This window comes from Parasulfitobacter algicola (assembly GCF_013315265.1).
Classification (GTDB): domain Bacteria; phylum Pseudomonadota; class Alphaproteobacteria; order Rhodobacterales; family Rhodobacteraceae; genus Parasulfitobacter; species Parasulfitobacter algicola.
Map to the genome: position 1 here is coordinate 425898 of NZ_JABUFE010000002.1, position 22376 is coordinate 448273.

Annotated in this window: 19 protein-coding genes; 9 read left to right on the top strand and 10 right to left on the bottom strand. The window is 48.5% G+C overall.

From position 1 onward, the window contains the following. Window positions 1-23: 23 nt before the first annotated feature. Both HRQ87_RS05940 and HRQ87_RS05945 read right to left on the bottom strand, forming a co-directional pair. Window positions 24-3077: an efflux RND transporter permease subunit gene (locus HRQ87_RS05940; protein ID WP_174136237.1), complete on the bottom strand. Its 3054-nt coding sequence runs from the start codon at window positions 3075-3077 to the stop codon at window positions 24-26. A 4-nt stretch (window positions 3078-3081) separates the two neighbouring features. After that, entirely contained in the window at window positions 3082-4173 is a 1092-nt protein-coding gene (locus HRQ87_RS05945; protein ID WP_174136239.1) for an efflux RND transporter periplasmic adaptor subunit, read from the bottom strand. 88 nt (window positions 4174-4261) lie between these two features. Here HRQ87_RS05945 and HRQ87_RS05950 point away from each other — a divergent pair, with 88 nt between their 5' ends. From HRQ87_RS05950 to HRQ87_RS05960, 3 genes are read left to right on the top strand one after another with little or no spacing between them, the layout of a single operon-like run. After that, on the top strand, window positions 4262-4897 hold the full coding sequence (locus HRQ87_RS05950; protein ID WP_174136241.1) for a TetR/AcrR family transcriptional regulator: 636 nt from the start codon (window positions 4262-4264) through the stop codon (window positions 4895-4897). 12 nt (window positions 4898-4909) lie between these two features. Beyond that, window positions 4910-5329 (top strand): alpha/beta fold hydrolase, encoded by a 420-nt coding sequence (locus tag HRQ87_RS05955; protein ID WP_174136243.1) that lies wholly within the window; start codon window positions 4910-4912, stop codon window positions 5327-5329. Continuing rightward, window positions 5330-5863, top strand: a complete 534-nt coding sequence (locus tag HRQ87_RS05960) for an alpha/beta fold hydrolase (protein WP_174136245.1) — start codon at window positions 5330-5332, stop codon at window positions 5861-5863. It begins immediately after the preceding gene. Window positions 5864-5882: 19 nt separating this feature from the next. On the opposite strand, the gene HRQ87_RS05965 is transcribed toward HRQ87_RS05960, so the two are convergent. After that, window positions 5883-6224, bottom strand: a complete 342-nt coding sequence (locus tag HRQ87_RS05965; RefSeq protein ID WP_174136247.1) for a hypothetical protein — start codon at window positions 6222-6224, stop codon at window positions 5883-5885. 1 nt (window position 6225) lies between these two features. Next, complete coding sequence (locus HRQ87_RS05970; protein WP_174136249.1) at window positions 6226-6558, bottom strand: ElaB/YgaM/YqjD family protein; 333 nt, start codon at window positions 6556-6558, stop codon at window positions 6226-6228. A gap of 127 nt (window positions 6559-6685) precedes the next feature. On the opposite strand from HRQ87_RS05970, the gene HRQ87_RS05975 reads away from it, so the two are divergent. Both HRQ87_RS05975 and HRQ87_RS05980 read left to right on the top strand, forming a co-directional pair. Further along, window positions 6686-6853 (top strand): DUF1328 domain-containing protein, encoded by a 168-nt coding sequence (locus tag HRQ87_RS05975; protein ID WP_174136329.1) that lies wholly within the window; start codon window positions 6686-6688, stop codon window positions 6851-6853. Window positions 6854-6993: 140 nt separating this feature from the next. After that, the gene (locus tag HRQ87_RS05980; protein ID WP_174136251.1) at window positions 6994-7191 is read left to right on the top strand and encodes a CsbD family protein; all 198 of its coding nucleotides are present in this window, start codon (window positions 6994-6996) and stop codon (window positions 7189-7191) included. Between the two features lie 81 nt (window positions 7192-7272). Here the strand turns inward: HRQ87_RS05980 and HRQ87_RS05985 are convergent, their stop codons facing one another. From HRQ87_RS05985 to HRQ87_RS06010, 6 genes are all read right to left on the bottom strand, one after another. Then, entirely contained in the window at window positions 7273-8283 is a 1011-nt protein-coding gene (locus HRQ87_RS05985; protein WP_174136261.1) for an AI-2E family transporter, read from the bottom strand. Between the two features lie 71 nt (window positions 8284-8354). After that, a complete protein-coding gene (locus tag HRQ87_RS05990; protein ID WP_174136263.1) occupies window positions 8355-9749 on the bottom strand; it encodes a S8/S53 family peptidase in 1395 nt (464 codons plus the stop codon). A gap of 2 nt (window positions 9750-9751) precedes the next feature. Beyond that, a complete protein-coding gene (locus HRQ87_RS05995; protein WP_174136265.1) occupies window positions 9752-10645 on the bottom strand; it encodes a phosphatase PAP2 family protein in 894 nt (297 codons plus the stop codon). Window positions 10646-10652: 7 nt separating this feature from the next. Further along, the gene (locus tag HRQ87_RS06000) at window positions 10653-12446 is read right to left on the bottom strand and encodes an AfsR/SARP family transcriptional regulator (RefSeq protein WP_174136267.1); all 1794 of its coding nucleotides are present in this window, start codon (window positions 12444-12446) and stop codon (window positions 10653-10655) included. Window positions 12447-12694: 248 nt separating this feature from the next. After that, window positions 12695-15262, bottom strand: a complete 2568-nt coding sequence (locus HRQ87_RS06005) for a class III lanthionine synthetase LanKC N-terminal domain-containing protein (RefSeq protein ID WP_174136269.1) — start codon at window positions 15260-15262, stop codon at window positions 12695-12697. Between the two features lie 345 nt (window positions 15263-15607). Beyond that, window positions 15608-16933 carry an aspartate aminotransferase family protein gene (locus HRQ87_RS06010; RefSeq protein WP_174136271.1) on the bottom strand — a complete coding sequence of 442 codons (1326 nt, stop codon included), beginning with the start codon at window positions 16931-16933 and terminating at the stop codon, window positions 15608-15610. 103 nt (window positions 16934-17036) lie between these two features. On the opposite strand from HRQ87_RS06010, the gene HRQ87_RS06015 reads away from it, so the two are divergent. From HRQ87_RS06015 to HRQ87_RS06030, 4 genes are all read left to right on the top strand, one after another. Beyond that, a complete protein-coding gene (locus tag HRQ87_RS06015) occupies window positions 17037-17894 on the top strand; it encodes a MurR/RpiR family transcriptional regulator (RefSeq protein WP_174136273.1) in 858 nt (285 codons plus the stop codon). A 28-nt stretch (window positions 17895-17922) separates the two neighbouring features. Further along, on the top strand, window positions 17923-18891 hold the full coding sequence (locus HRQ87_RS06020; protein ID WP_174136275.1) for a TAXI family TRAP transporter solute-binding subunit: 969 nt from the start codon (window positions 17923-17925) through the stop codon (window positions 18889-18891). A gap of 94 nt (window positions 18892-18985) precedes the next feature. After that, entirely contained in the window at window positions 18986-21589 is a 2604-nt protein-coding gene (locus tag HRQ87_RS06025; RefSeq protein ID WP_174136277.1) for a TRAP transporter permease, read from the top strand. Beyond that, a complete protein-coding gene (locus HRQ87_RS06030) occupies window positions 21586-22017 on the top strand; it encodes a universal stress protein (RefSeq protein ID WP_174136279.1) in 432 nt (143 codons plus the stop codon). Before HRQ87_RS06025 ends, HRQ87_RS06030 begins: the two co-directional genes overlap by 4 nt. Window positions 22018-22376: the final 359 nt, after the last annotated feature.

Consider the following 22376-nt stretch of genomic DNA (forward strand, 5'->3'; position numbering starts at 1 on the left):
CAGATTTCAAGATTTAGGCACGATTAAGCCTTTGACTGCTTTTCCGCCACACGTTCCTTACGCAGGATCGTGTGGTAAAGAACCGGTGCTGCCAGCAATGTTAAAATTGTTGCGAAGGCCAGGCCGCCCATAATCGTGACCGCCATGGAATTAAAGAACGCATCGGTCAACAAGGGCACCATACCCAAAATGGTCGTTCCAGCGGCCAAAACCACTGGACGCACCCGCGAGATTGAAGCTTTTACAATCGCTTCTGATTGCGCAAGACCTTCGGCTTTTTGGGTGTCGATTTCTTCAACCAAAACAATTCCGTTTTTAATCAGCATGCCCGACAGGCTTAACAGACCAAGCAATGCCGTGAACGAAAACGGCAGACCTGAGAATAGCAAACCAAGTGCCACCCCATTCACCGCCATAGGCACCAAAAGCCAGATAACAGCTGTTTGACGTAATTTGCCAAACAGCAGTATGGTGATGATCAGCATTGTCATGAAACTTAGCGGCATCTGACGACCAAGCGATGCCTGTGCCTCGGATGCGCTTTCAAATTCACCACCCCACTCCATTTCATATCCCGGCGGTAAATCCATGTCTTCAATCAATGACCGCACCTGCGCAAAGGCCGTAGGGGGTGTTACACCTGTTATCGCATTTGCCTGAACAGTCAGTGTCTTTTGGCGGTCCCGGCGATGGATCAGCGTATCGCGCGGCTGCAGCTCAAACCCTTCGATCGCCTGAACGACAGGCAAAAAATCTTGCAAGGCAGAACTGTAAATGACTTGATTCAACAAACTGCCGTCCTGTGCACGTTGCGCATCTGGCGCGCGTACATAGATCGGGATCAACCTATCATCTTCGCGATACTGACCAGCCAAAATACCATCTGTTGCGATCAGCATGGTTTGCGCCACATCTTCGCGTGTAATACCCGCTGCCTGCGCGCGCTCTGTTGCGTAAATCGGGCGCACCGTCAGTTCGCGTTCACGCCAGTCTGTGTGAACACCTTCCAGCAATGCATTTGCTTCAAAAATTGCGACAGCCTGTTCGCCCAAGATACGCAGAACATCTGCATCTTTACCAATAAATCGCGCCTCAACATCAGCACCTGTTGCAGGCCCATAGATGATCTGCTGTGTTTTGACCTCGGCCCACGGCAAGGTATCAGCCGCATATTCGTCAAGCGCCTTTTTAACAGCCGGAATGTCATCAAAGGTTTTTGCCCGAATAATCAGTTGCCCATAAGATGTGTCTGCACTTTCCGGGCTGTACGTCAAAATAAAGCGCGTTGCGCCCTGACCAATTGTTGCAGTGACAGATGCAACGTCATCACGTTCAAGCAGCCAATTTTCAAGTATCTTCAAATCACTTGATGTGTCCTTGATCGACGTGCCCTGAGCCAACTTATAATTTAAATAGAAAAGTGGGGTATTTGAGGGTGGGAAAAACTGCTGTTTGACGCTGCCAAATGCCATAAAACAAGCCGCTGTAACGCCGATTAAGCCAGCAATCACTAACCATCTGACACGTAATGCACCTTTCAAAACCGCGCCATACCCACGGAAAATCAAACCACCATAGGGATCTTGACCATCTTTAAGACCACCAACCTTGAACAGATAGTGCGCCAATAAAGGCGTTACTGTAATCGCAAGAAGCCAGCTTAAAAGCAGCGATATGCCAATGACCGCGAACAGTGAAAACAGGAATTCCCCCGTCGCATCGGGACTAAGACCGATACCGGCAAATGCCATGATGCCGATAATTGTCGCACCAAGCAGCGGTATTTGCGTTTGTGCGGCAACCTTTTGCGCGGCTTGTTTAGCCGTCTGGCCACGCCGCATTGCGATCTGCATTCCTTCGGCGACCACAATCGCATTGTCCACCAACATCCCCATCGCGATGATCAAGGCGCCAAGCGAAATACGCTCCATCTTGATGTCAAAAATGAACATGAAAAAGAACGTCGACACAACCGTCAACAACAGCGTGGTGCCCACAACAATCGCCGCACGTACACCCATAAAAAGCGCCAGAACAGCGATGACGGTTCCGACAGACAGGGCCAGGTTAACCAAAAAACCTGTGTTCGCTTCTGCGACGACTTTATGCTGTTCATAGATCGGAAATATTTGCACGCCATAAGGCAATTCGCCTTGCAACTGATCCAGCTTTTGTTCAACGCGATCACCAACTGTAACGATGTTTTCGGATGTCAATCCTGCCACACCAAGCGTAAAGACAGATGCCCCATTATGGCGTAAAATTTCCGTTGGTTTGTCAATGCGTTCACGACTCACATCAGCTATGTCTGCAAGGTTTAATACCTCTCCGGCTATACCAACAGAAAGGCCTGCAATTTCTGAAACGCTATCGTCACCCTCTGGTCGGTTGATTGTCAGATTTTGCGTACCGTTGGGAACCGTTCCAGTTGGACTAACTGCATCGCTATTTGCAACAGCCGTCACCAACACGCCCGGATCGATACCAAGATTCACAAGATTTTCAGTGGGCGGGCTTACAAAAATAGCCTCTTGCGGAAGACCGCGCAGTTCAACGTCAGCAACACCACTGACTGTCAATATCTCTCGCCTTAGGTAATTTGCAATTTCATGCTTTTCACCATCCGAAAAACCATCAGTTTGAATAGCGTAAAATATGCCAAACACATCACCAAAACCATCATTGACCAATGATTGTCTGGCACCGGTTGGCAGTTCACTTTGCGCATCACCCACCTTATTGCGCAAATCGTCCCATATTTGTGGCATCTGATCGCCGTCATATGTGTCTTTTATTTCAACAGTGATAACCGAAATGCCGGGTTGATTGCGTGACGTGACGATCTTGATTTCGCCCATTTTCTGAATTGCAGATTCAAGCGGCTCGCTCACCTCAGTTGCTACTTCCTGTGCAGTCGCGCCGGGGTAAGGCGTGATTACGACCGCTTCTTTAATGGTAAAGACAGGGTCTTCTAACTTGCCAACGCTGACAAAGCCCAATGCCCCACCAATCAGACAAAAAAGGACTAAAAGCCAAGTATAAAGCGGTTTTTCAATTGATCTACGGGCGATATCCATAGGGTTATTCCTGAACCGTAAAGCCGGAAAAACGTCGCACTTTCTGGCCATCTTTCAACAAATGCGCACCCGCAATCACGACTTCGCTTCCGTTTTGCAAACCTGTGACGCGAATATCTGTGCCTGTGTATGATCCAGCCTCAATACGGGTTTTCCGAATAATACCGATTGTGTCATCCTGCGGATCGAACACCATCACGGCCAAAGATTTATCAGGCTGCGGAATAACTGCGGATGCAGGTAAAATATGCGCTTCGCTGACGCCGTTCTTGACCTGAGCGATCACCGTCGCCGTTGCACCTGGTATTAGATTTGGATATTTACCGGCGGGCAAAGCAAGTGAAACCAGATAGGTTTGACCAATCGTTCCCGTTTCAGCTGTAAATTCACGCACTGTCAGGGGTACAGCGCTTTCCAACGCAGGAAGTTCTGCCGTAAAGCTTATGTCATCAAAAGATCCGAATTGTTGGAACAATCGTTCAGGAACATCCACTTCAACCCTGATTTCCGACATGTCGTGTAAGCGAACGATGGGCTGACCGGGCTGAATGTTCGTATATGTTGCAACCAATCTATTTGCCACGATCCCATCAAAGGGCGCTGTCAATTGTGCATCAGCCAAAGCTTCTTTCGCGGCGCGAAGCTGGATGTCGGCAAGGTTCCGTGTGGTCTGAGCATCCTGCGCCCGCACCCGTGAAGCAGAATTGGTGCTGACCAGGGCTTGCGCACGTTGTAATTCCCGTGCGGCTTGATCCAGTGACAATTCCGCCTGTTCAACGGCACGTTCATATTGCGCCAAATCTAGTCGCGCGATCAGTCCATCTTTTGCAACGGCTTGGCCTTCGAGAACAGGAAAGACCTCCATCCGACCACCGACATCGAATGACAGATCAACAGTTTCTCTTGCTGCTATTTTTCCAAAAAACTCACGCGCCAGAAATGAACTGGGCGCTTCAATCATCATTGTTTTGACGGGGCGTAACGTATTATCGTCTTTCGTTTGTTGGGCAAAAGCCACGGTCAGCTGTACCAATAAGGCAACCACCAACAACGATAATTTCGATACTTTTAAATAAAATGATTGCCGCTTGTACATCATCATTTCCTGTTTCACCTTGATATTCTGAGTTGTGCGAGCACATAGCTACTTACCGGTCGGTAAGCAAGGTAGGATTAATATACAGATGTCAATTACGTCTGAAGAAAATAATAATGATGAACAAAATACAGCTAGCCAGCGACGCATCCAGATTATTCGCGAAGCGACATCCTTGTTTCGCGCCAAAGGATTTGCGGCAACCAGTATGAATGACGTTGCAAGAGTTGTCGGTGTCTCGAAGCCTGCGATTTATCATTATTTCAAAAACAAAAAAGAACTTTTCGTCGCGGTTTCGACTGATGGTCCGGAAAAAAGCGTCGCCAAAATGAAAGCATTGGTTGCAGATACGTCGATGACAAGTATGGAAAAACTGTCGCAAATGCTGGATGCAGCCTATGAGGGCATCGTGAATTCCCCATGCGGTGAAATGATGCCACTGGTGGCCGAAACATCAACGCGTTTCCCTGATATCGCGCGCTATTTCCGGGATGGCTTTATCGCTGAGATGCACGATGCCGCACAAGCGATCGTCAAAGAAGGGCTTGTGCGTGGCGAATTCAAAAATCCGCAGACTGATTTTTTCTCAGATCTTGTTTTCAGCCCACCTGTCATGATGGCTTTATCCAGATCTATGTTCGGAAACCTTGAAGACAGCCCACCTTATCTGGTTGAAATCGCAAAAGATGATCATTTGAAATCCCTTATTGCGGTCCTGACCTAGGACACAGAAGTCTTGGAACTTCCTTTCCTGTCTAAAGTTGAATTCAGACAGACAAATGAAAGAAAGCTTATGCATTCATCTGCATCTGAATATTTTAATGACATTGATACCAAGATGGCCGATTTGCAGAGCACGCCGATCACTCAACTTTGTGAAGGATCGGCGAATAAATCACCCATTATCTTTTTATCAGGACTTCTTGAAACACCGTCAATTTGGGAAGGGGCGGCCATTTTTTGCGCATCTCAGAATGTTACGGCATACGGTATTTCGTTACCCGGGCATTTTCCGTGGACAGATCAAAGTCATGATAGACTTTTCGAAGATCAGAATTTGGTTCATGTTTATGCGAACTTCCTAAAAAAGATTTCACCGCAAAATACCAAGTGCCGGTTGGTTGGTCATTCAAGCGGTGGCATGATCGCTTTGTAATTGGCCCGTTTGTATCCCGATCTGGTCGAAGATATTTTAATCATAGGCGCACTGTCATGTGGCAAAATACCAGGGCGAAAAAGTATTCTAGAAATGCTGACACTAACACCAATTATCGGTAACAGCATCTTTCGCAGTATAATGCAGTGGTGGCACCTTGACGAAGCGCGTTTTACTTTAGGAATGCGTACAGCTGTTTTCAATGCAAAAATCGATGGCATGATACCCGCAAAAATGCTGAGTGAATTGAGGCAATCAAACTATTCGATGATGTGGCAAACAGCGAATTGGGTATCACGACAAGATAATTCCCAACATCTGCATGAGGTTCAACAAAGCGTATCTTCGTTTATTGGTTTGAATGACCCAGTTGTGCCAGCCGATCATCAGCTAAAAATGTTGCAATCCTTACCATCATCCCATGCTGTGCTGCTGAAAACAGGACATATCCTAATGATTGAAGCCCCTGAACATTTTCAAAAGGCTTTTTGGGCATGGATGACCATGTCAAAACATAAACGGAACACTCGATAAAGTATTCCGTTTAAACGAACTAACGCTGTGATTTAGCGTTCTGTCCTGCAGCAAGACCCGTCATGAATGATTGTATAAGTGCATTTTGCAATTGTGCAGAATCTGCTTCCTGCTTTGCTTCGATTTTCTCTGGTGCACCTTCACCAATTACAGCGGCAACTCCGAATAAAATCAAACCCAATCCGCAGAACCCGCCAGCCATAATCAAAGCAGCAATTTCAGTTGGAAAAATTGCATTTAGCGCAACCCAGATTGAGACGGTCAAAAACGCAAGGCCGATTAGGAACAAAACCGTTGCTCCGACACTTATGGCGGCCCGCTTTGCAGCGCGCCGCGCTTTTGCCTTTGTCGCCTCAAACATCTTATCCGCGCCGACTTGTCATTAGTCCGACGGCAAAGCCGAGTGCTGCAGCAATACCAACCGCAGCCGCAGGCTGTTGTCGGATCAAATCACCTGTTGTTTGCGCAAGTTTTTCAGTTTCTTGCGATACGATCGCGGCTGAATCGCGCCCTTTTTGGGCAAGCGTGTCGATCTGTTCAGATGCGCGTTGTTTTGCATCGTTGCCCTTGGCTGATGCATAATTACCCAGTGCTTCGGTCAAGCCAGCAATATCAGATTTCAGTGCAGCGATTTGCGCCGATACATCTTCGCTTGCTGTCGCAGAACCATTTGTTTGTGCTTTTGCAGTTGCCATAATTTTTCTCCTTTATTCATGTTGTGAACTCTTTGTCATGCATATAGTTCCAAAGATTTCTGAAAATAATTTGGGAACAAACAAAATTAATATTCGTTATGCTTTCATCAAACAAATGGAGGTTACTATGCTAGGTTGGGCTGTTACATTCTTCGTTATAGCAATCATTGCTGCAGTTCTGGGATTTGGTGGAATAGCGGGCGCATCTGCAGGCATTGCACAAATTCTGTTCTTTATATTCTTGGTCTTGTTCGTGGCGACATTGGTCATGCGGGCAGTACGGAGTGCTACATAATTCTGTTTAATAAGGCGATCTTGACAGGTCGCCTTTTTATTTAGACTTACAACCAGATTTTATTATTTCCTTTTAAATGCAGGAACATTCCAACCCCGGTCGCGTTAAATTATTACAAACGCAATAACGGGAGATTTTCGATGAACATGGACCGAATTCAAGGAAACTGGAAACAATTTAAAGGCAAAGCTCAAGAGAAGTGGGGTGAGCTGACAAACGATGAATTGGACCAGGCCGAGGGCAATCGCGAACAATTAGTCGGTTTGATCCAGTCGAAATATGGCAAAGCCCGTGAAGAGGCTGAAAAAGAAGTCGATGAGTGGGCCGAAAAACAATAATATTATAGGTAACATTTTTGATAAAACCCTCTGTCATTACTGACAGGGGGTTTTTCTTTTCGAACAAAAAATATCTAATTATCATAATTGCCGATGCTGATTTTCATCCGCAACACGGCGCATCTCATTGTACACGGTCAGGCACCAGACCAGCAGTGGAATCGCTATAATTCCACCAACAGGGCCCCACATCCATAGCCAGAACACCAATGAAATAAAGACCAATAAAGGGTTGATCGACATTCTATGACCCACCAGACTTGGGGTTACAAACTGACCTTCTGTCATGTTCAGAATTAGGAATGCAGCAGCGGGTGCAAATGAAATTGGACCATCGAAGACGATAATGCCACAGATTAACAATGCAATCGCGACCATTGCGGGACCAAGGTACAAGACAAAATTGGCAAAGAACGCCACTACGCCCCATAACACTGGCGATGGCACACCGATTAGATGCAACACAACCGTTACCAACCCCGCAAAGCATGCGTTTATAATTGTGATTGTCAAAAAGTAACAAGAGACTGATTTTTCTGCATTACGCAGCGTGTCTTCGTCAATCGACGTAACCACACGGCCCAGCCAAGCATAGACATCTGCGCGCGCGAAAAGAAAGAAATACAGCGTACCGATAAAGATCACCAACTGCGCAACATAGGACGGTGCAGAAAGTAACGCATCCGCGGCCGTTGGAATATTAACACCGGTATTTTCAGTTGCGTTTTCAGAGGGATCAATTGCGACCGCTATGCCTTCATCTATACCCCTAATGACTGATTGAAGGCGTTTGATTAGCTCTTCAAGTTCACTCCAAAACGCGGGCGCACGCGCCATGGCGTCACTGACAAATGGTTCCAACGCAAGGATGGCGATAATTAAAATGGCAACAGTACAAAGAACTGTCACCATCGCGGTAAGAGAGCGCGGTAATGCGTATCGGTCTGATATATCTGCCAGAGGTGATAACACAGTACCAATCACAATGGCAAAAAGGATCGGTACCGCAATATCTTCGGCCAATTTCAAAGCGATCAACAGCGATAACAACGCAATAACGTGTATTGCCACTTGACTGGTCGTCTTTGACATCAATGCACCCTTTTCATTTTAACGCGACAAAGGGTGCATTGGTTCCTTTTCAGCGGAACTGAAAAACTAAGTCAGCTGTCGGGAAAATCAGGGGCAACACAATTCGTCCAAACCGGAAAGCGAAACTGCAAATCCTGATCCGACAATGTTTTGCATTTCGACAAAAGCCACGTCTTGGATGCAATACCATCTGCGGTGTCCGCAAGTTCACCGCTTGTTTTCCCCAAAGCCAAGAACCCAGCGATTAGGGCTGAAGCGGCTGATGTTCCACCGAACCGGCAATAATACGATCCAAACTCGCGCATTATACCGTTGTCCATTTCATTTCCGAAGGCACTTCCTGAATAACCAAACTTCCCGGGAACGTCTGTCGAAATGATATCAAAGCTGGAGAATTTATCGTTAGCATTCTGCGTTGGAATGCCCTCGGGGTTATATCCATCGCGGCGTTCATCAAGTCTGATTTCCGAACGGTCAAACACTTCGGAGTCATCACTTGGCGCATGAACAGTGATATTGTTTGCGCTTGAATATCCCGAAATGAAACCTTTGGCATTCACCGCCCCAACCGAGATAATACCATTATCATCTGATGCCAGGTTTGCTGGATAAATGCCAAATTCTTCGTTCGAATTTCCAGCAGCACAGACAATCGGGCGCGCCTGAGAGATATTGACCATCAGTTGTGTCAACTCTTTCCAAAGCGCGATATCATCGTCGACGTAAGTCACGGGGGCTAGAACTTCGGCCAGTGGTTTGCCGTTATGTTCATGACCGTTTAATTCAGCCATCTCACGAATGGGATCAGGAATGATGCGTGGCATGACGATAACATCTGCACGGATTAATTCCGCGTAAAGAAGTGCGATGATCAAACCACGCGGTTCGGGGTCAAAATTGGTGGAAATCGGTACAATTTCGCATTCGGGATCCACACCCACATAGGGCAACGGCAAGTCGTCGTGCTGTTTTGCCATAACATCATCATTGTGTTTTTTACTGACCGCGGGCCGTGCGCCAATAAGCCCTGCGATTGCGGTGCCATGACCGGAAAACGCCTCCGACGTCATGGGCTGAACACCATCCACACTGGCAAGCGAACCATGCGTCAGCCGGTCGTTCAGCTCAACCAAAAGCGCCTTGCATCCAGGCAGATTCTCGGCGACGCTGGTGTTTGAATTCAGATCAAGATGTCCAAGTTTATCTTCGTCAAGATAAGGGAACACCCCCAGGCGTGACGAATAAAGATCAATCGCAAGATCGCTTTTAATCACCCCTTGTAAGTTGGGATGACTGGGCGCAACAGATGTATCAATCATCGCCACACGTGTGCGTCCCGTCCGCTGTGCAGACCAGCCGTTAGGCTGATGATTGGCATCGCGGACACCCATCACTTGCAGATGCCAAAGGGCATTAAAACTTGGATAATTCTCAGTGTGAACTGATTTTTGAATATAATCGCGCATGTTTAAATCCATTCCGATAAAGCTTCGTACATTTTTGTCTCGCAGACCTTTTCAAGCACTGGCGCGGTCATACGGGCCAGTTCATATCCCGCCTGCGTGTCGGCCGCATAGTGAACGCCAGCCCATTCACGGTTTTCTGCAATCCGGCGCGCGCTTTGGAACAGCTCTGAACTTGCAGGGTGTTCCGGCAACATGCGCGAGAATAAGAATGCGATGGAAAACGACTGATAGGAATGATTGCTTGGAAAAGACGCGTGCCCAGGGAAAGGCAATACCGGGCGCAACCTGGGTTCGATCTGATTGGGGCGCAGCACATTAAAGCGATCTTTGTATCGCAGCCCAATTTCATCCGTCAAAGCCAGGATGACATGAAAAAGCGCTTCGGTCGCGCCATACCCACCAGTGTTTTCGATGCCCAAAGGACGCAAATACCCAGACAATTCAAGCTGGCTTTCACGATCAATCTCAGCGCGGCGCATTTCCTGATCCGGCTGCTGAAGCAAATACTGCTTTTCTAAAAGGTCGACACATTGACGGCGCAAGGTTTGCAGTGTCGGGGGCGGTGTTAGCGGCAATGCGACCCATTCAGACCTGCGTTGATGTAACGCATCGCGTTCTTCCCAAGGCTCCAGAATACCTCCTGTGCTGACCGCATCCATAAATGAACGATTGCGGTTTCTGTTCCGATTTCGATTGCGGTTGCGATTTCTGTTTCGATTACGATTTCTGTTCAGCGCCAATAATGACAAACTTCCACCGCCACCTGCACCCGGATTTAGACCGTCAAATTGGGCGGTATCCCCAACACCAGTTGGTTGAATTGATTTATCTTTTAGTTCCAAACCTTTTGTCGTCACAATAAAATTATGCGTTTTTAATAATTCGTCGTGTTCCATTTTGTCCTCAATTGTCTAGGCCTACGCGTATCGACTGCAAAATGTTTGTTTCTGCAGCCTTATCATTTAACCGGAACCGCGCTTTTTGCTGTTCCGGGTCAATAAATTTCGGGTCAAGGTCCAACAGATGTTGGGCAATATCTTTTGCCTTATCCACCTGACCGGTCATTCCATAATTCGCCAAAAGATACCGCATTGCGGCCTTGAATTTAGGTTGTTTGCTTAGCACACGCCGCCCGGCATTAATCGCTGTGCCGTGGTCGCCAACCATCGTTGCCGCCATGCAAAGTGTCGTATCATAGGAATGGCTGATCGGGCTGAAGCTTCCCAAGTAATTCGCTTTCTTGGCTGCGGCATAGGCCTGATCGTAATTACCGGCATAGATATTATGCAGCGCATAATGATCCCAGACAAACGCCTGGTTGCTGTTCAAATTCAGCGCGCGTTCCAGCAAATTACGTGCCATGGCATGTTCGCTGAACACATAGCCCATGACGTGCCCCAAACACGCGATTGAGATCGAGTTGAAAGGATTATCACCGACAACAGAATCTGCCAGTCTGCGCGTTTCGTTGATACTTTCAATATTCATATCGGTCAGATGTTCGCCGATAATAAATGACGAAATATAGGATTTCAAAGCCGGATAAATCGAATTTGACGTCGTTTGTTCGGCATGATCCAGCAGCGCAGCTGATCTTTGCAAAGATGTCTGATCCAATTGAAACAGCATGTTCAAAGCGGAATATCCGATTGCCGTCGATTCAGCAGCACCCGGTATTTCAGATTGCCCTTGCGACGAGAAAAGCGTCTTGGCCAAGCGATCCACATTCTGGGCAATAAACCCCTGAAGCAACGGGACATCACCGCTTAGAATTTCTGAAATCGGCGCATTGATGGACTGGCTCCACTCTAGGGCCATACTGGATGCGCGATAAGTCAGGAATGTCAGCGTCAGCGCGTTTTGCACCTGAAGCGTCCGGACGCGAATAAAAAAATCCGCATGAAGATTTTGGCGTGCGTGATCTTCCTGAATATTTGTGTCGCGGAAATCAAAAATATCAATCGGTTGTAATTCCTGAAGATTTTGCGCAACGCCATCCAGCAAGCAATCTGCAAGATGTTCAGTTTCCGCACCACATCCGTGCCGAATATTTTGCAGAAACCCAAGACTGAACAGCTTGCGTCGGTTTTCAACAACAGAGGGCATTGTCATGCCTGGGGCATAATCAATCTGTGAAATTATTGCGGTCTGATTGGCAGGAGTATCGTGGATTTGATCAATTTTATCATGCCAGATTTGTCGCTCCATCCGCAGCCATTCTTCGAACTCTTCATCTGGAATATCCATACCTTCCAGAAGTTCGGTATCCATATTGACCCCGCTTGCACGGTATTCTGCGGGATTGGCCACATAGGCGTGCACATCAATCCAGATCCGGTCCAGACGAAGCCCAAGTGTTGATCGATCAATTTCAAGCAATTCCCCCGCCAATTCGCCCAAATCACGTTTTAGTTCAAAAACGGTTTGGCGCAGGCTTGTTGCAGAGTTTTCCGCCGTACTTCCACTCCATAATCTATCACAAAGCCAGACCCGGGTACGAGTGCCGCGAGGCGCCAAGGCTAGCAAAGCCAAAACGCCACGCGCTTTTTTGCTGCGTGGCGTGTAATTTTGACCATCAGTGCCTAATACGCCAAATGATCCGATTAGAAAAAGTCTTGGCTGTGGAAAGCTTTCCTTGTTCTTGATCAGAACAGAGCCCGGTGCGTTTGGGTGTGGCTCGGTAAAAATGATATGCACTCCCTTGTTCGTGCGGCGGATCTGCTTTTGGAATAAAAAGCAAAAACCAGTATTTTGAAAAATGTTTGGAATATATTTACGTTCTATAATAACTGCACCTACACCAACTCCCAAACGCAGAATCACTATAGAAAACAGAGCGTTAGAAAATCGTTAGAACGTACTTAACTTTTATTCTTAACACTTAGCCATGATTTTTGGCACATTTAGGGCCACAGATTAGGATCTGCGGCCCCAAAAATTCACGATCAATTGCGATAACTGATAAGTGGTGTGCAGCCAGGAATTCCCACGCTTGCATCACGCGTTACAAAGCGCAGCAGGAACTGCAGGACACCGCCAAAACCACCCATCAGATCGGTGCTTACGACGTGTGCGTCATCGGTGACCCAATAGACATCCTGATGATCTTTGCGCATCCGTTGCAAAACCGTAGCAACATATGCTGCAGCTGTGTCATTCAGCTGTGCTTCATGCGTTGTGCAATGCGCATCCATCAACATCACACCATTTCCAGCCAGACCGTTACAGACACCCAATTCAGTTGGGTTCAGATCAGGTGTGGCATCCGCAAAACATTTCAGTGTCATGTTCAGGTATTTATATTTGCCGGTTGCCTGATAAAGCTCGGAAAATAAGTAAGATGTTCCCATCACGCCGTTACACCATGTCGATACGCCCTGATCAGACAATGCCGATTGGTGCAAATCCGACATCAGATAGTCAGCTACCGCTTCGGCACATCTGGTATAATCTGCATTGCAGAAAAATGCCCCTAATTTTGCCAAAGCATAGCCAATGCCCGCGTTGCCATGTGCAAAGCCATCCATTCGATCCAGAATGGCAAAGCTGCCATCAGGATTTTGCAGTTTGCACAGCTGATCCAGATAAACCTGCGCCTGTCGCAGCGCTTTTGGTGTGCCAATTCCAGCAAATGCCAACGCTATTCCTGCGATCCCGTGGGTGACATCCAAACGTACGGTTTTCTGCTCAACGATATGATCAAACATATAGTTCATAACATTATCATCTATGGTAATGATACCGGCTTGGTGTGCTTTATTTAGCGCCAGCAACACACCAGTTTCACCGAAATGCAAACCAGTACGTGTCTGCACTGCATATCCTTGGATCAGCCAATTTGCATTCGTTTGGCATTGCTGTTTCAGCGTTGCCTCGATTGGACAGCTTTTTGCGTAATCCGCCAGAAAATACAGAACACCCGCGACGCCGCTGTGTAAACTGCGCTGCACATCGGAATGATCACCGGGCTTCAATCGCTTGGATATCCAAAGCCCATCACTCGTTTTAAAACTTTGCGATACCAGTGATGCCACACCTTGATGCAGTACGTTTTGTGCATCTTCCATACTGGCACGAGGGGCCGCTGTCACATGATGTGGGAAACTGATTTCTGCATCTAGCGCATCCATGAATTCCTCAAGACTGGGCCGATCAGAGGATGATTGCGACAGCCCCAGTTCGATCATGTGCCAAAATCCGTCAGATACAGTTTTTGCTAAATCACGAATATGAGACAAATCGTTGATCATACCTGCTGTCAGACGGCGCGGGTCCAAGCCGGTTATCGTGAATAGACACAGCGCAGCATAGGCATAAACATCATCCAAAACAGATGGCTGCGCCCCGACGATTTGGCTAAGGGGCATGAAACCGGGCGTTCCATTTTCAAACAAGGGCGTCTGGCAGCCTACCGCACAAGCGATTTCCAAATCCGACAGAAACACCTTACCCGCAGAATTCAATAAAATGTTCGATGGTGTAAGGTCGCGGTGGATGATGCCAAGATCATGCAGTTGCGACACGGCACTCGCAATTTTCTGAAGCATGCGCAAAAGCGAACGACGGCTTTCCAGCGGCACGACATCCCATCTGCGTTGGTTCAGTTTGTGATGAACGAATTTTTCAAAATCATCGCCCAACATACACTCCATGGGCAGAAACCCTGATGTGCCGACTTCAAAATATGGATCACATTTCGGCGCAACGCCATGTTCTGCCACACGTTTGTGCATCGCGAACTGATGCTTTAAACGGGACTGGATATCGCGCCCGTGGATGTCGCGCATAATCCCAGATTTTCCCTCTTTCAAAATAACAGGGCGATAGGCTGTTTTTTCCGTCATATCGATCGTCTGATAGATGGATCCTTTTGTACTTTCACGAATAGTCCCAAGAACCATATAGCGATCATTTAAAATAGTTCCGGCACCGATCTTTTTGCTCGGTTTCAGCAAATGTTTCATACGCGCCCCAAATGTGCGCTGAAAACGCGTCAGGGCATGATCATAGCTGTAGCTATCCGCAACAAGCGCGCCATATTCATTTTCAATAAAGCTCTGCGCACGACCAAAGTCATCATTCTGCGTCACTGGATTGAACGCCCCATAGCGCACATAAACCGCCCCACCCAGATGAACATCATCACGAATACTTGGCCCACCGAACCCACCCATTTTCACAAGTGAAAGGCACAGTTGCTCAAACTCATGTTCATCAACAGGATAGATGGTTACGCATTTTCCAATTTGCGACAGACCAAATGATCCATCGTTAAGAAGCATAACCACATCTTCATCTTGCGCGTGCTTGAACGGGGTTGCGGTGGGCCGCAGCAGTCTTTTCAACTTCGCAACCAGAAAGCCAAGCTGATCTGGCCCACATGAAAGATGTATTTTCCACCCCTGCTGACGTTCGGTTTGACCAATCTGAATCCACGGAAATGGGGTTTGTGCAGAATTGGGCTTCAATCTATTTTTTTCACTTAAAACGAATGCTTGCGTTTCGATCGACATCTATGTGCTCCGAAAATGGTGTTTTGTTTCGATATTGCGGCGAGGGATGCCGCTTGTGACCATGGAACCGGGTAAATACGAATACGGGATTGACGCACTGGCGACTGTCAGCGCCCTTGCGTTTTACATGTTATTTAAAATCGGCTGACTTCACCCATGTCTCCCGTATGATATGGCACGGTATGTTTTCCGTGTTGTCAGACAATGGCATGTTTGACGTTAGGGCAGTGTTAGATGGCAGTATGTGCCTTTGCCAAAACGGTTTTTAAGCATTTTTTAGCGAAAACAGATAGAATCATCCGTTATTTTTGACGTCGCAATAACGATCAAAATTACCTACAGTAGCTACTTACCGAGTACCTGCTTCAAGGTTTGCGATAATTTCTCGACGATCTCATCGATATGCTCAGGTTCCAAAATGAACGGTGGGGCTAACAGGATGTGATCGCCTATTTTTCCATCTAGCGTGCCGCCCATCGGATAACATGCCAACCCATTCTCGAAAGCTTGCCGTTTTATAAGCTTGTGGATTGCCAGATCAGGCGCAAAGGGTTGCTTGGTTTCACGATCTGCGACCAGCTCAAGACCGATAAACAGACCGCGCCCGCGGATATCGCCGATATTAGAATGCTGTCCGAACGTTTGCACAAGGGCATCCTGCAGCGACGTGCCCATAGTACTGCACCGCTGAACCAGATCACACTTGATCAATTTATCCATAACCACATTGGCTGCGGCACAGGCCATCGGATGTCCTACATACGTATGTCCATGTTGGAAAAAACCTGATCCATCTGCAATCGCATCGTAAATACGCGATGTGCACATCATCGCGCCGATCGGTTGATATCCGGCGCCCAGCCCCTTGGCGATGGTGACGATATCGGCCGTGATACCATCGAATGCATGGGCGAATAAAGTACCCGTACGCCCCATGCCGCACATCACTTCGTCTAAAATCAGCAGAACGCCATAGCGATCACAAATCTCACGGATACGCTTGAAATACCCGTTGACCGCAGGCACAGCCCCAAGCGTTGCACCCACAACAGGTTCGACCACAAAACCGATGACCGTTTCCGGACCCAAACGCAGCAGTTCTTCCTCAAGCTCATTCGCGACGCGTTGACCATAGTCATACTGCGTCTCGCCAGATACCAACCCACGATATTCATAGCATGGCGCAATATGGGATGTTTGAACCATCAATGGCGCAAAAGGTTCGCGGCGCCACGCGTTGCCACCAGTTGCCAGTGCACCAAGGGTATTCCCATGATAGCTTTGGCGTCGCGCAACGAACCGGTGCCGTTCTGGTTGATCAATTTCAATGAAATACTGCCGCGCCAACTTCAAGGCAGCCTCGACTGCCTCTGACCCGCCAGAGACCAGATAAACACGGTCCAGATCACCTGGTGCAGCCGCAACAAGCTTATCAGCCAATTCTTCAGCCGGGTGTGACGTGAAAAAACTGGTGTGTGCATAGGCCAATGCATCCGCCTGCGCTTTGATCGCTGCAATGACATCGGCATCGCCATGTCCCAAACAAGACACCGCAGCCCCGCCAGAGGCATCCAGATATTGCTTGCCCTTATGATCATATAAATAAGCACCCTGCCCTTTTACCGCAAAAGGCAGATCTGATTTTGTGTGGCGCGGAAACACATGCGACATGACAGCCCCCGATTGATTACCCAATCTGAAACAGATGAATCAGTCGTTGACAATAGATGAAACAAATGGAACGCTTCCGTAGCGACACCTTTGGGGAGGTTTCTTGCCAGAACAATTCGACATTCGATTGGCACAGTCCTATGCAACGCTTAGCGAAAAGCTGCAGCAGGCCGCAGATTATGTTGTGTCGAACCCAGTCGATGTCGCCACTCGATCTCTGCGGTACGTTGCGCAAAAAAGCGATGTGGCACCGGCGACCTATTCCCGACTTGCTCGCGCGTTGGAGTATGAGAATTTTGAAGCCCTGCGCGACGTGATCCGCGATACCATGAACCGCCGCGTGAACAGCTTTTCACAACGCGCCAAGCGCTTGCAATCAGAACATAAAAGCGGGCAGATTGGATTTGCAGCAGCCCATATGGAAGCCTGCATTACCAATATCAGATCACTGGCCCAAGACATCAATCCCGATCAGCTTGAAGAAACTGTCGCGCGGTTAAGCGATGCCCGCAAAGTTCTTTTGGTGGGCGCACTTGGCTCACGCGGTGTGACCGAACACATGGCGCATATGGCGGGTTTCCTGACAGATGACTGGAAAATGGCGGATTCGCTTGGCAGCGGACTTGTTGCTTTGGATCCAAGGGATGCATTGATTGTGATCAGTAAGCCGCCTTTTGCACAGCGCGCCCTGAATGCCGCAGAATTGGCGCGCGAAAATGGTGTTTTTGTTGTTGTTATGACCGACACACATGCCTGCCCCGCTTTGCGCCATGCCTCGACCGGCTTCATTATTCCAACCGAAAGCCCGCATTTTCAGTCGTCCTATACCGCCACCGTGTTTTTGATCGAAACCATTCTTGGCATGCTAGCCGATAAAGACGCAAACAGCCGCGACCGCATCACAAAAATCGAAACGATCAACCGTCGTCTGCATGAAGTCGCAGATGACACCCGCATATGAACAGACATCGAAACAAAAGGAGATTTAGATGTTCAATAAATTGAAACTAACAGTCGCAAGCGCAGCCATGGTTGCGTTCATGGCGCCTGCAGCCTTTGCCGAGGAATTTATTACAATCGGCACCGGCGGCGTTACCGGCGTTTATTACCCAACGGGCGGCGCGATCTGTCGTTTGGTCAACAAAGGTCGCCGCGATCACGGCATCCGCTGTTCCGTGGAATCTACAGGCGGGTCGGTCTATAACATCAACACAATCCGCGAAGGCGAGTTGGAGTTTGGTGTGGCCCAGTCAGATTGGCAGTATCACGCCTTCAACGGCACGTCACGGTTTGAAGAACAGGGTGCATTCGAAGATCTGCGCGCTGTTTTTTCGATCCACCCTGAACCCTTTACTGTAGTGGCACGGGCAGATTCTGGCATTGCCACACTTGATGATCTAAAGGGCAAGCGCGTTAACATTGGCAACCCAGGGTCCGGCGCACGCGGCACAACAGAAGTAGTCATGGAAGCGATGGGCTGGACGACCAGTGATTTCGCATTGGCGTCGGAATTGAAAGCAGCAGAACAATCTGCAGCCCTTTGCGATAATCAAATCGACGCCATGGTTTACACAGTGGGTCACCCATCCGGATCGATCCAAGAAGCCACAACAGCGTGCGATTCCGTTCTGGTCGAAGTCACAGGTGATGTGATCGAAAAACTGATCAACGATAATTCATACTACCGGACAGCGACTATTCCCGGTGGTATGTATCGCGGCAATGACGGCGACGTGCAGACCTTTGGTGTTGGCGCAACATTCGTCACGTCGGCCAATGTATCGGAAGAGGCCGTTTACACGGTTGTGTCCGCGGTTTTCGACAATTTTGAAGATTTCAAAAAACTGCATCCGGCTTTTGCGAACCTGAAGCCTGAAGAAATGGCGACAGCCGGTCTTTCGGCTACGCTGCATCCCGGTGCTGCAAAGTATTATCGCGAAAAAGGTTGGATCGAATAATCCAATAGCAATTCAGGGGGCGAAACATTGCCCCCTGATACCAATCAAAAAGCAAAAAAGCTTTTGAACTACAAAAGAATTCAGGGGACGGATTATGACCAATACTAATGAAACAGGTCGCGCGCTTAGCGAAGAAGAACTGCAGGATCTCGTCTCCTCGGCTGACGCGGGTGCGCGTAATCCGGTCGGACCGATTGGCACCTTTCTTGCAGTTGTTGCGATCATTTGGTCCGTGTTTCAGGTTGTCCTGGCATCGCCCCTGTCCAATTATCTTTTGCCTGGTGATGTCATCAATAACTCTCGTCAGATCCATCTGGCCTTTGCGATCTTTCTGGCCTTCATGGCCTATCCCGCGCTAAAATCCAGCCCACGCCATCGCATCCCAATACAGGATTGGGTGATGGGCGTTGTCGGTGCATTCATCGCGATGTACGGATATTTTTTCTATGACAAAATCGTTAATTCCGGCGGTCTGGCGGATGATACGGATAAATGGGTCGCGCTGGCAGGACTTATTTTATTGTTCGAAGGCGCACGTCGCGCGCTTGGGCCTGCAATGGCAATCATCGCCTGTATCTTTCTGGCCTATGTGTTTTTCGGCTCATCAAGCTGGGTCCCCGAAGTCATTCAATGGAAAGGCGCATCCCTGAAAAAAGCGATGAGCCATATGTGGATCACCACTGAAGGTGTCTTTGGCATCGCCCTTGGAGTATCGACCAAGTTCGTATTTCTGTTCGTATTGTTCGGGGCCTTGCTGGATAAGGCAGGGGCCGGGAATTACTTTATCAAAATGGCGTTTGGGGCTTTGGGCCACCTGAAGGGCGGACCTGCGAAAGCGGCTGTGGTAGGGTCTGCAGCCACTGGCCTGATCTCAGGATCTTCAATCGCCAATGTTGTCACCACTGGTACCTTTACCATTCCCCTGATGAAACGTGTGGGCTTTAGTTCTGAACAAGCTGGCGCGGTCGAAGTTGCCAGTTCCGTGAACGGTCAGATCATGCCACCTGTTATGGGGGCCGCTGCGTTTTTGATGGTGGAATATGTCGGCATTTCCTATGTCGAGGTGATTACCCATGCCTTCTTGCCCGCGACGATTTCCTATATCGCGCTAGTCTATATCGTTCACCTTGAAGCCGTAAAACGCAATATGCCTGTGCTGGGAAACCGTGTGGTATCAATGGGTAAAACCGTCGGGGGCATGGCTGCGTTCTTTATCGGTTTTGCCGCGCTGTGTTACGGCGTGCAATACCCTGTGCGGGCGATCACATCGATCCTGCCGGCATCGGGTCTGGTGTTATCTTTGCTGGTCTTTCTGGCCTATGTCGGGCTGCTGTATCTTGCAGCGCAAGGTCCTGATCTGGAGCCAGATGACCCCAATGCACCCGATATTGAATTGCCCGTCGTAGGCGAGATTTACAAGACTGGTCTGTATTATCTTCTGCCAATCATCGTGCTGGTCTATTTTCTGATGATCGAACAGAAATCGCCCGGTTTGTCAGCCTTTTGGGCAACAACTCTTTTGTTCGCAATACTGCTGACACAAAAACCGCTAAAGGCAATGTTTCGCGGTGAGAATGACCGAGTTGAGCGGTTTAAGGATGGCGTCGTTGATCTGCTGCAAGGGTTGGTCGATGGTGCGCGCAATATGATCGGCATTGGCCTGGCTACAGCCACAGCAGGCGTTATCGTCGGTACAGTTACACTGACCGGTGTGGGCCAAGTGATGGCGGATCTGGTCGAATTCTTGTCGGGCGGCTACTTGGTACTAATGCTGATGCTGGTGGCCCTTTTATCCCTGATCCTAGGTATGGGGCTGCCAACTACAGCGAACTATATTGTGGTCTCTTCACTCATGGCTGGTGTCATTGTCGAACTGGGGGCGCAATCTGGCCTGATTGTCCCACTGATCGCTGTGCATCTGTTTGTGTTCTATTTCGGGATAATGGCGGATGTAACGCCGCCTGTTGGCCTTGCTAGTTTTGCCGCAGCCGCTGTATCCGGCGGCGATGCGATCCGCACAGGCTTTATCGCGTTTTTCTACAGCCTGCGCACCGTCGCCCTGCCGTTTGTCTTTATCTTCAACACAGACCTGTTGCTGATTGATGTGACCTGGACCCAAGGGATATTGGTCTTTGTTTTCGCAAGTATCGCGATCTTAGTTTTCACGGCTGGCACGATGGGGTGGTTCCTGACCAAAAGCCGCTTTTATGAAAGCATCGCATTGATCGCCGTTGCGTTCGTTCTTTTCCGGCCCGACTATTTCATGGATCGTCTTTATCCCCCGTTTGAAAGCGTTGAATTGGCGAACTTTGAACAGGCTGTTCAAACAGCCGAGACGAACGATGAAATTCGGATTATCGTCACAGGCCCTGATTTTGATACGTTTGAAACAAAGGACACAACACTTGTCATCGCGGTGGACGATGGTGATCCTGCGGGTCTGATGGATACCTTTGGCTTGGTGACCATATTCGAAGATGGCCAATTGCTGTTGGAAGAACCGCCATTCGGTACACCGTTTGCCAGAACACTTGGTGGTTATGATTTCTATGGCGATGAACTGGTCAGGATCACCGAAATCAAAGCATCTGCATCTCAGCCAGCCAAGGAACTGATCTTTATTCCTGCTATGCTTCTGCTGCTGATCATCGCCGGCCTGCAAAAGGCACGGGCCGGAAAACAAGGAGTTCCCGCATGATCAATTCTATCTTATGCGCTATTGATGTCAGCACCCCCGGCACTGATCTGGATGTCTTGCAAATGGCCCAGAAGCTGTCCGATTTGGAAGGCGCGCAGTTGGATGTCATAACTGTGGTTCCTGATTATGGCAAAAGTGTTGTCGGCGGATTTTTCAGTGATGACCATCATGAAAAGGTCATCACGGCGGCAAAAACTCAGCTGAACGCGACGGTCGAACAAGCATTGGGGGCCGAGGCAAACAAAGCAGTTCGCCACGTCGTCGCAACAGGTCAGGCTTACAATGAAATTCTAAGGCTTGCTGATAAGATCGACTGCAAACTGATTGTTATTGGTGCGCATAAGGAAGACTTTAAAGATTATCTTTTGGGCCCCAATGCTGCACGTGTCGTGCGACACTCAAAATGCAGCGTTTTTGTTGTTAGATAAACAAAGCCGTCGTCCTGGTTCTGGCACAAGGAAGTGCGCCAGGACCGGTTGCGTAACTTTGGCTTCCAAATTAGCTTAATTTGTTGAATTCACATCCATAAGCCGGTGTCTGTATAGGTCGAATTGACAGAGAGCTATGTCATAACAATACATCGCTTGAATCAAAATCAACCAAACACAAACTATTATGGGACCGGTATCGATGTGAAGTGCAACAAATATCCCACCCAGCACTAAATTCGCGTATTTAAGGGCGATCAGATCAATTGATCTAATCGCCCTTTTTTATCAGACGATCACGATATCGTCGATAAGCGAGTTGGGGTCGGTCAGATCCGAAATGGCCAGGATATTGCCAT

What these genes read in the sequence shown, in the direction of transcription:
- HRQ87_RS05940 (WP_174136237.1), bottom strand. Translation starts at nt 3,077, where the DNA reads ATGGATATCGCCCGTAGATCAATTGAAAAACCGCTTTATACTTGGCTT.
- HRQ87_RS05945 (WP_174136239.1), bottom strand. Translation starts at nt 4,173, where the DNA reads ATGTACAAGCGGCAATCATTTTATTTAAAAGTATCGAAATTATCGTTG.
- HRQ87_RS05950 (WP_174136241.1), top strand. Translation starts at nt 4,262, where the DNA reads ATGTCAATTACGTCTGAAGAAAATAATAATGATGAACAAAATACAGCT.
- HRQ87_RS05965 (WP_174136247.1), bottom strand. Translation starts at nt 6,224, where the DNA reads ATGTTTGAGGCGACAAAGGCAAAAGCGCGGCGCGCTGCAAAGCGGGCC.
- HRQ87_RS05970 (WP_174136249.1), bottom strand. Translation starts at nt 6,558, where the DNA reads ATGGCAACTGCAAAAGCACAAACAAATGGTTCTGCGACAGCAAGCGAA.
- HRQ87_RS05975 (WP_174136329.1), top strand. Translation starts at nt 6,686, where the DNA reads ATGCTAGGTTGGGCTGTTACATTCTTCGTTATAGCAATCATTGCTGCA.
- HRQ87_RS05980 (WP_174136251.1), top strand. Translation starts at nt 6,994, where the DNA reads ATGAACATGGACCGAATTCAAGGAAACTGGAAACAATTTAAAGGCAAA.
- HRQ87_RS05985 (WP_174136261.1), bottom strand. Translation starts at nt 8,283, where the DNA reads ATGTCAAAGACGACCAGTCAAGTGGCAATACACGTTATTGCGTTGTTA.
- HRQ87_RS05990 (WP_174136263.1), bottom strand. Translation starts at nt 9,749, where the DNA reads ATGCGCGATTATATTCAAAAATCAGTTCACACTGAGAATTATCCAAGT.
- HRQ87_RS05995 (WP_174136265.1), bottom strand. Translation starts at nt 10,645, where the DNA reads ATGGAACACGACGAATTATTAAAAACGCATAATTTTATTGTGACGACA.
- HRQ87_RS06005 (WP_174136269.1), bottom strand. Translation starts at nt 15,262, where the DNA reads ATGTCGATCGAAACGCAAGCATTCGTTTTAAGTGAAAAAAATAGATTG.
- HRQ87_RS06010 (WP_174136271.1), bottom strand. Translation starts at nt 16,933, where the DNA reads ATGTCGCATGTGTTTCCGCGCCACACAAAATCAGATCTGCCTTTTGCG.
- HRQ87_RS06020 (WP_174136275.1), top strand. Translation starts at nt 17,923, where the DNA reads ATGTTCAATAAATTGAAACTAACAGTCGCAAGCGCAGCCATGGTTGCG.
- HRQ87_RS06025 (WP_174136277.1), top strand. Translation starts at nt 18,986, where the DNA reads ATGACCAATACTAATGAAACAGGTCGCGCGCTTAGCGAAGAAGAACTG.
- HRQ87_RS06030 (WP_174136279.1), top strand. Translation starts at nt 21,586, where the DNA reads ATGATCAATTCTATCTTATGCGCTATTGATGTCAGCACCCCCGGCACT.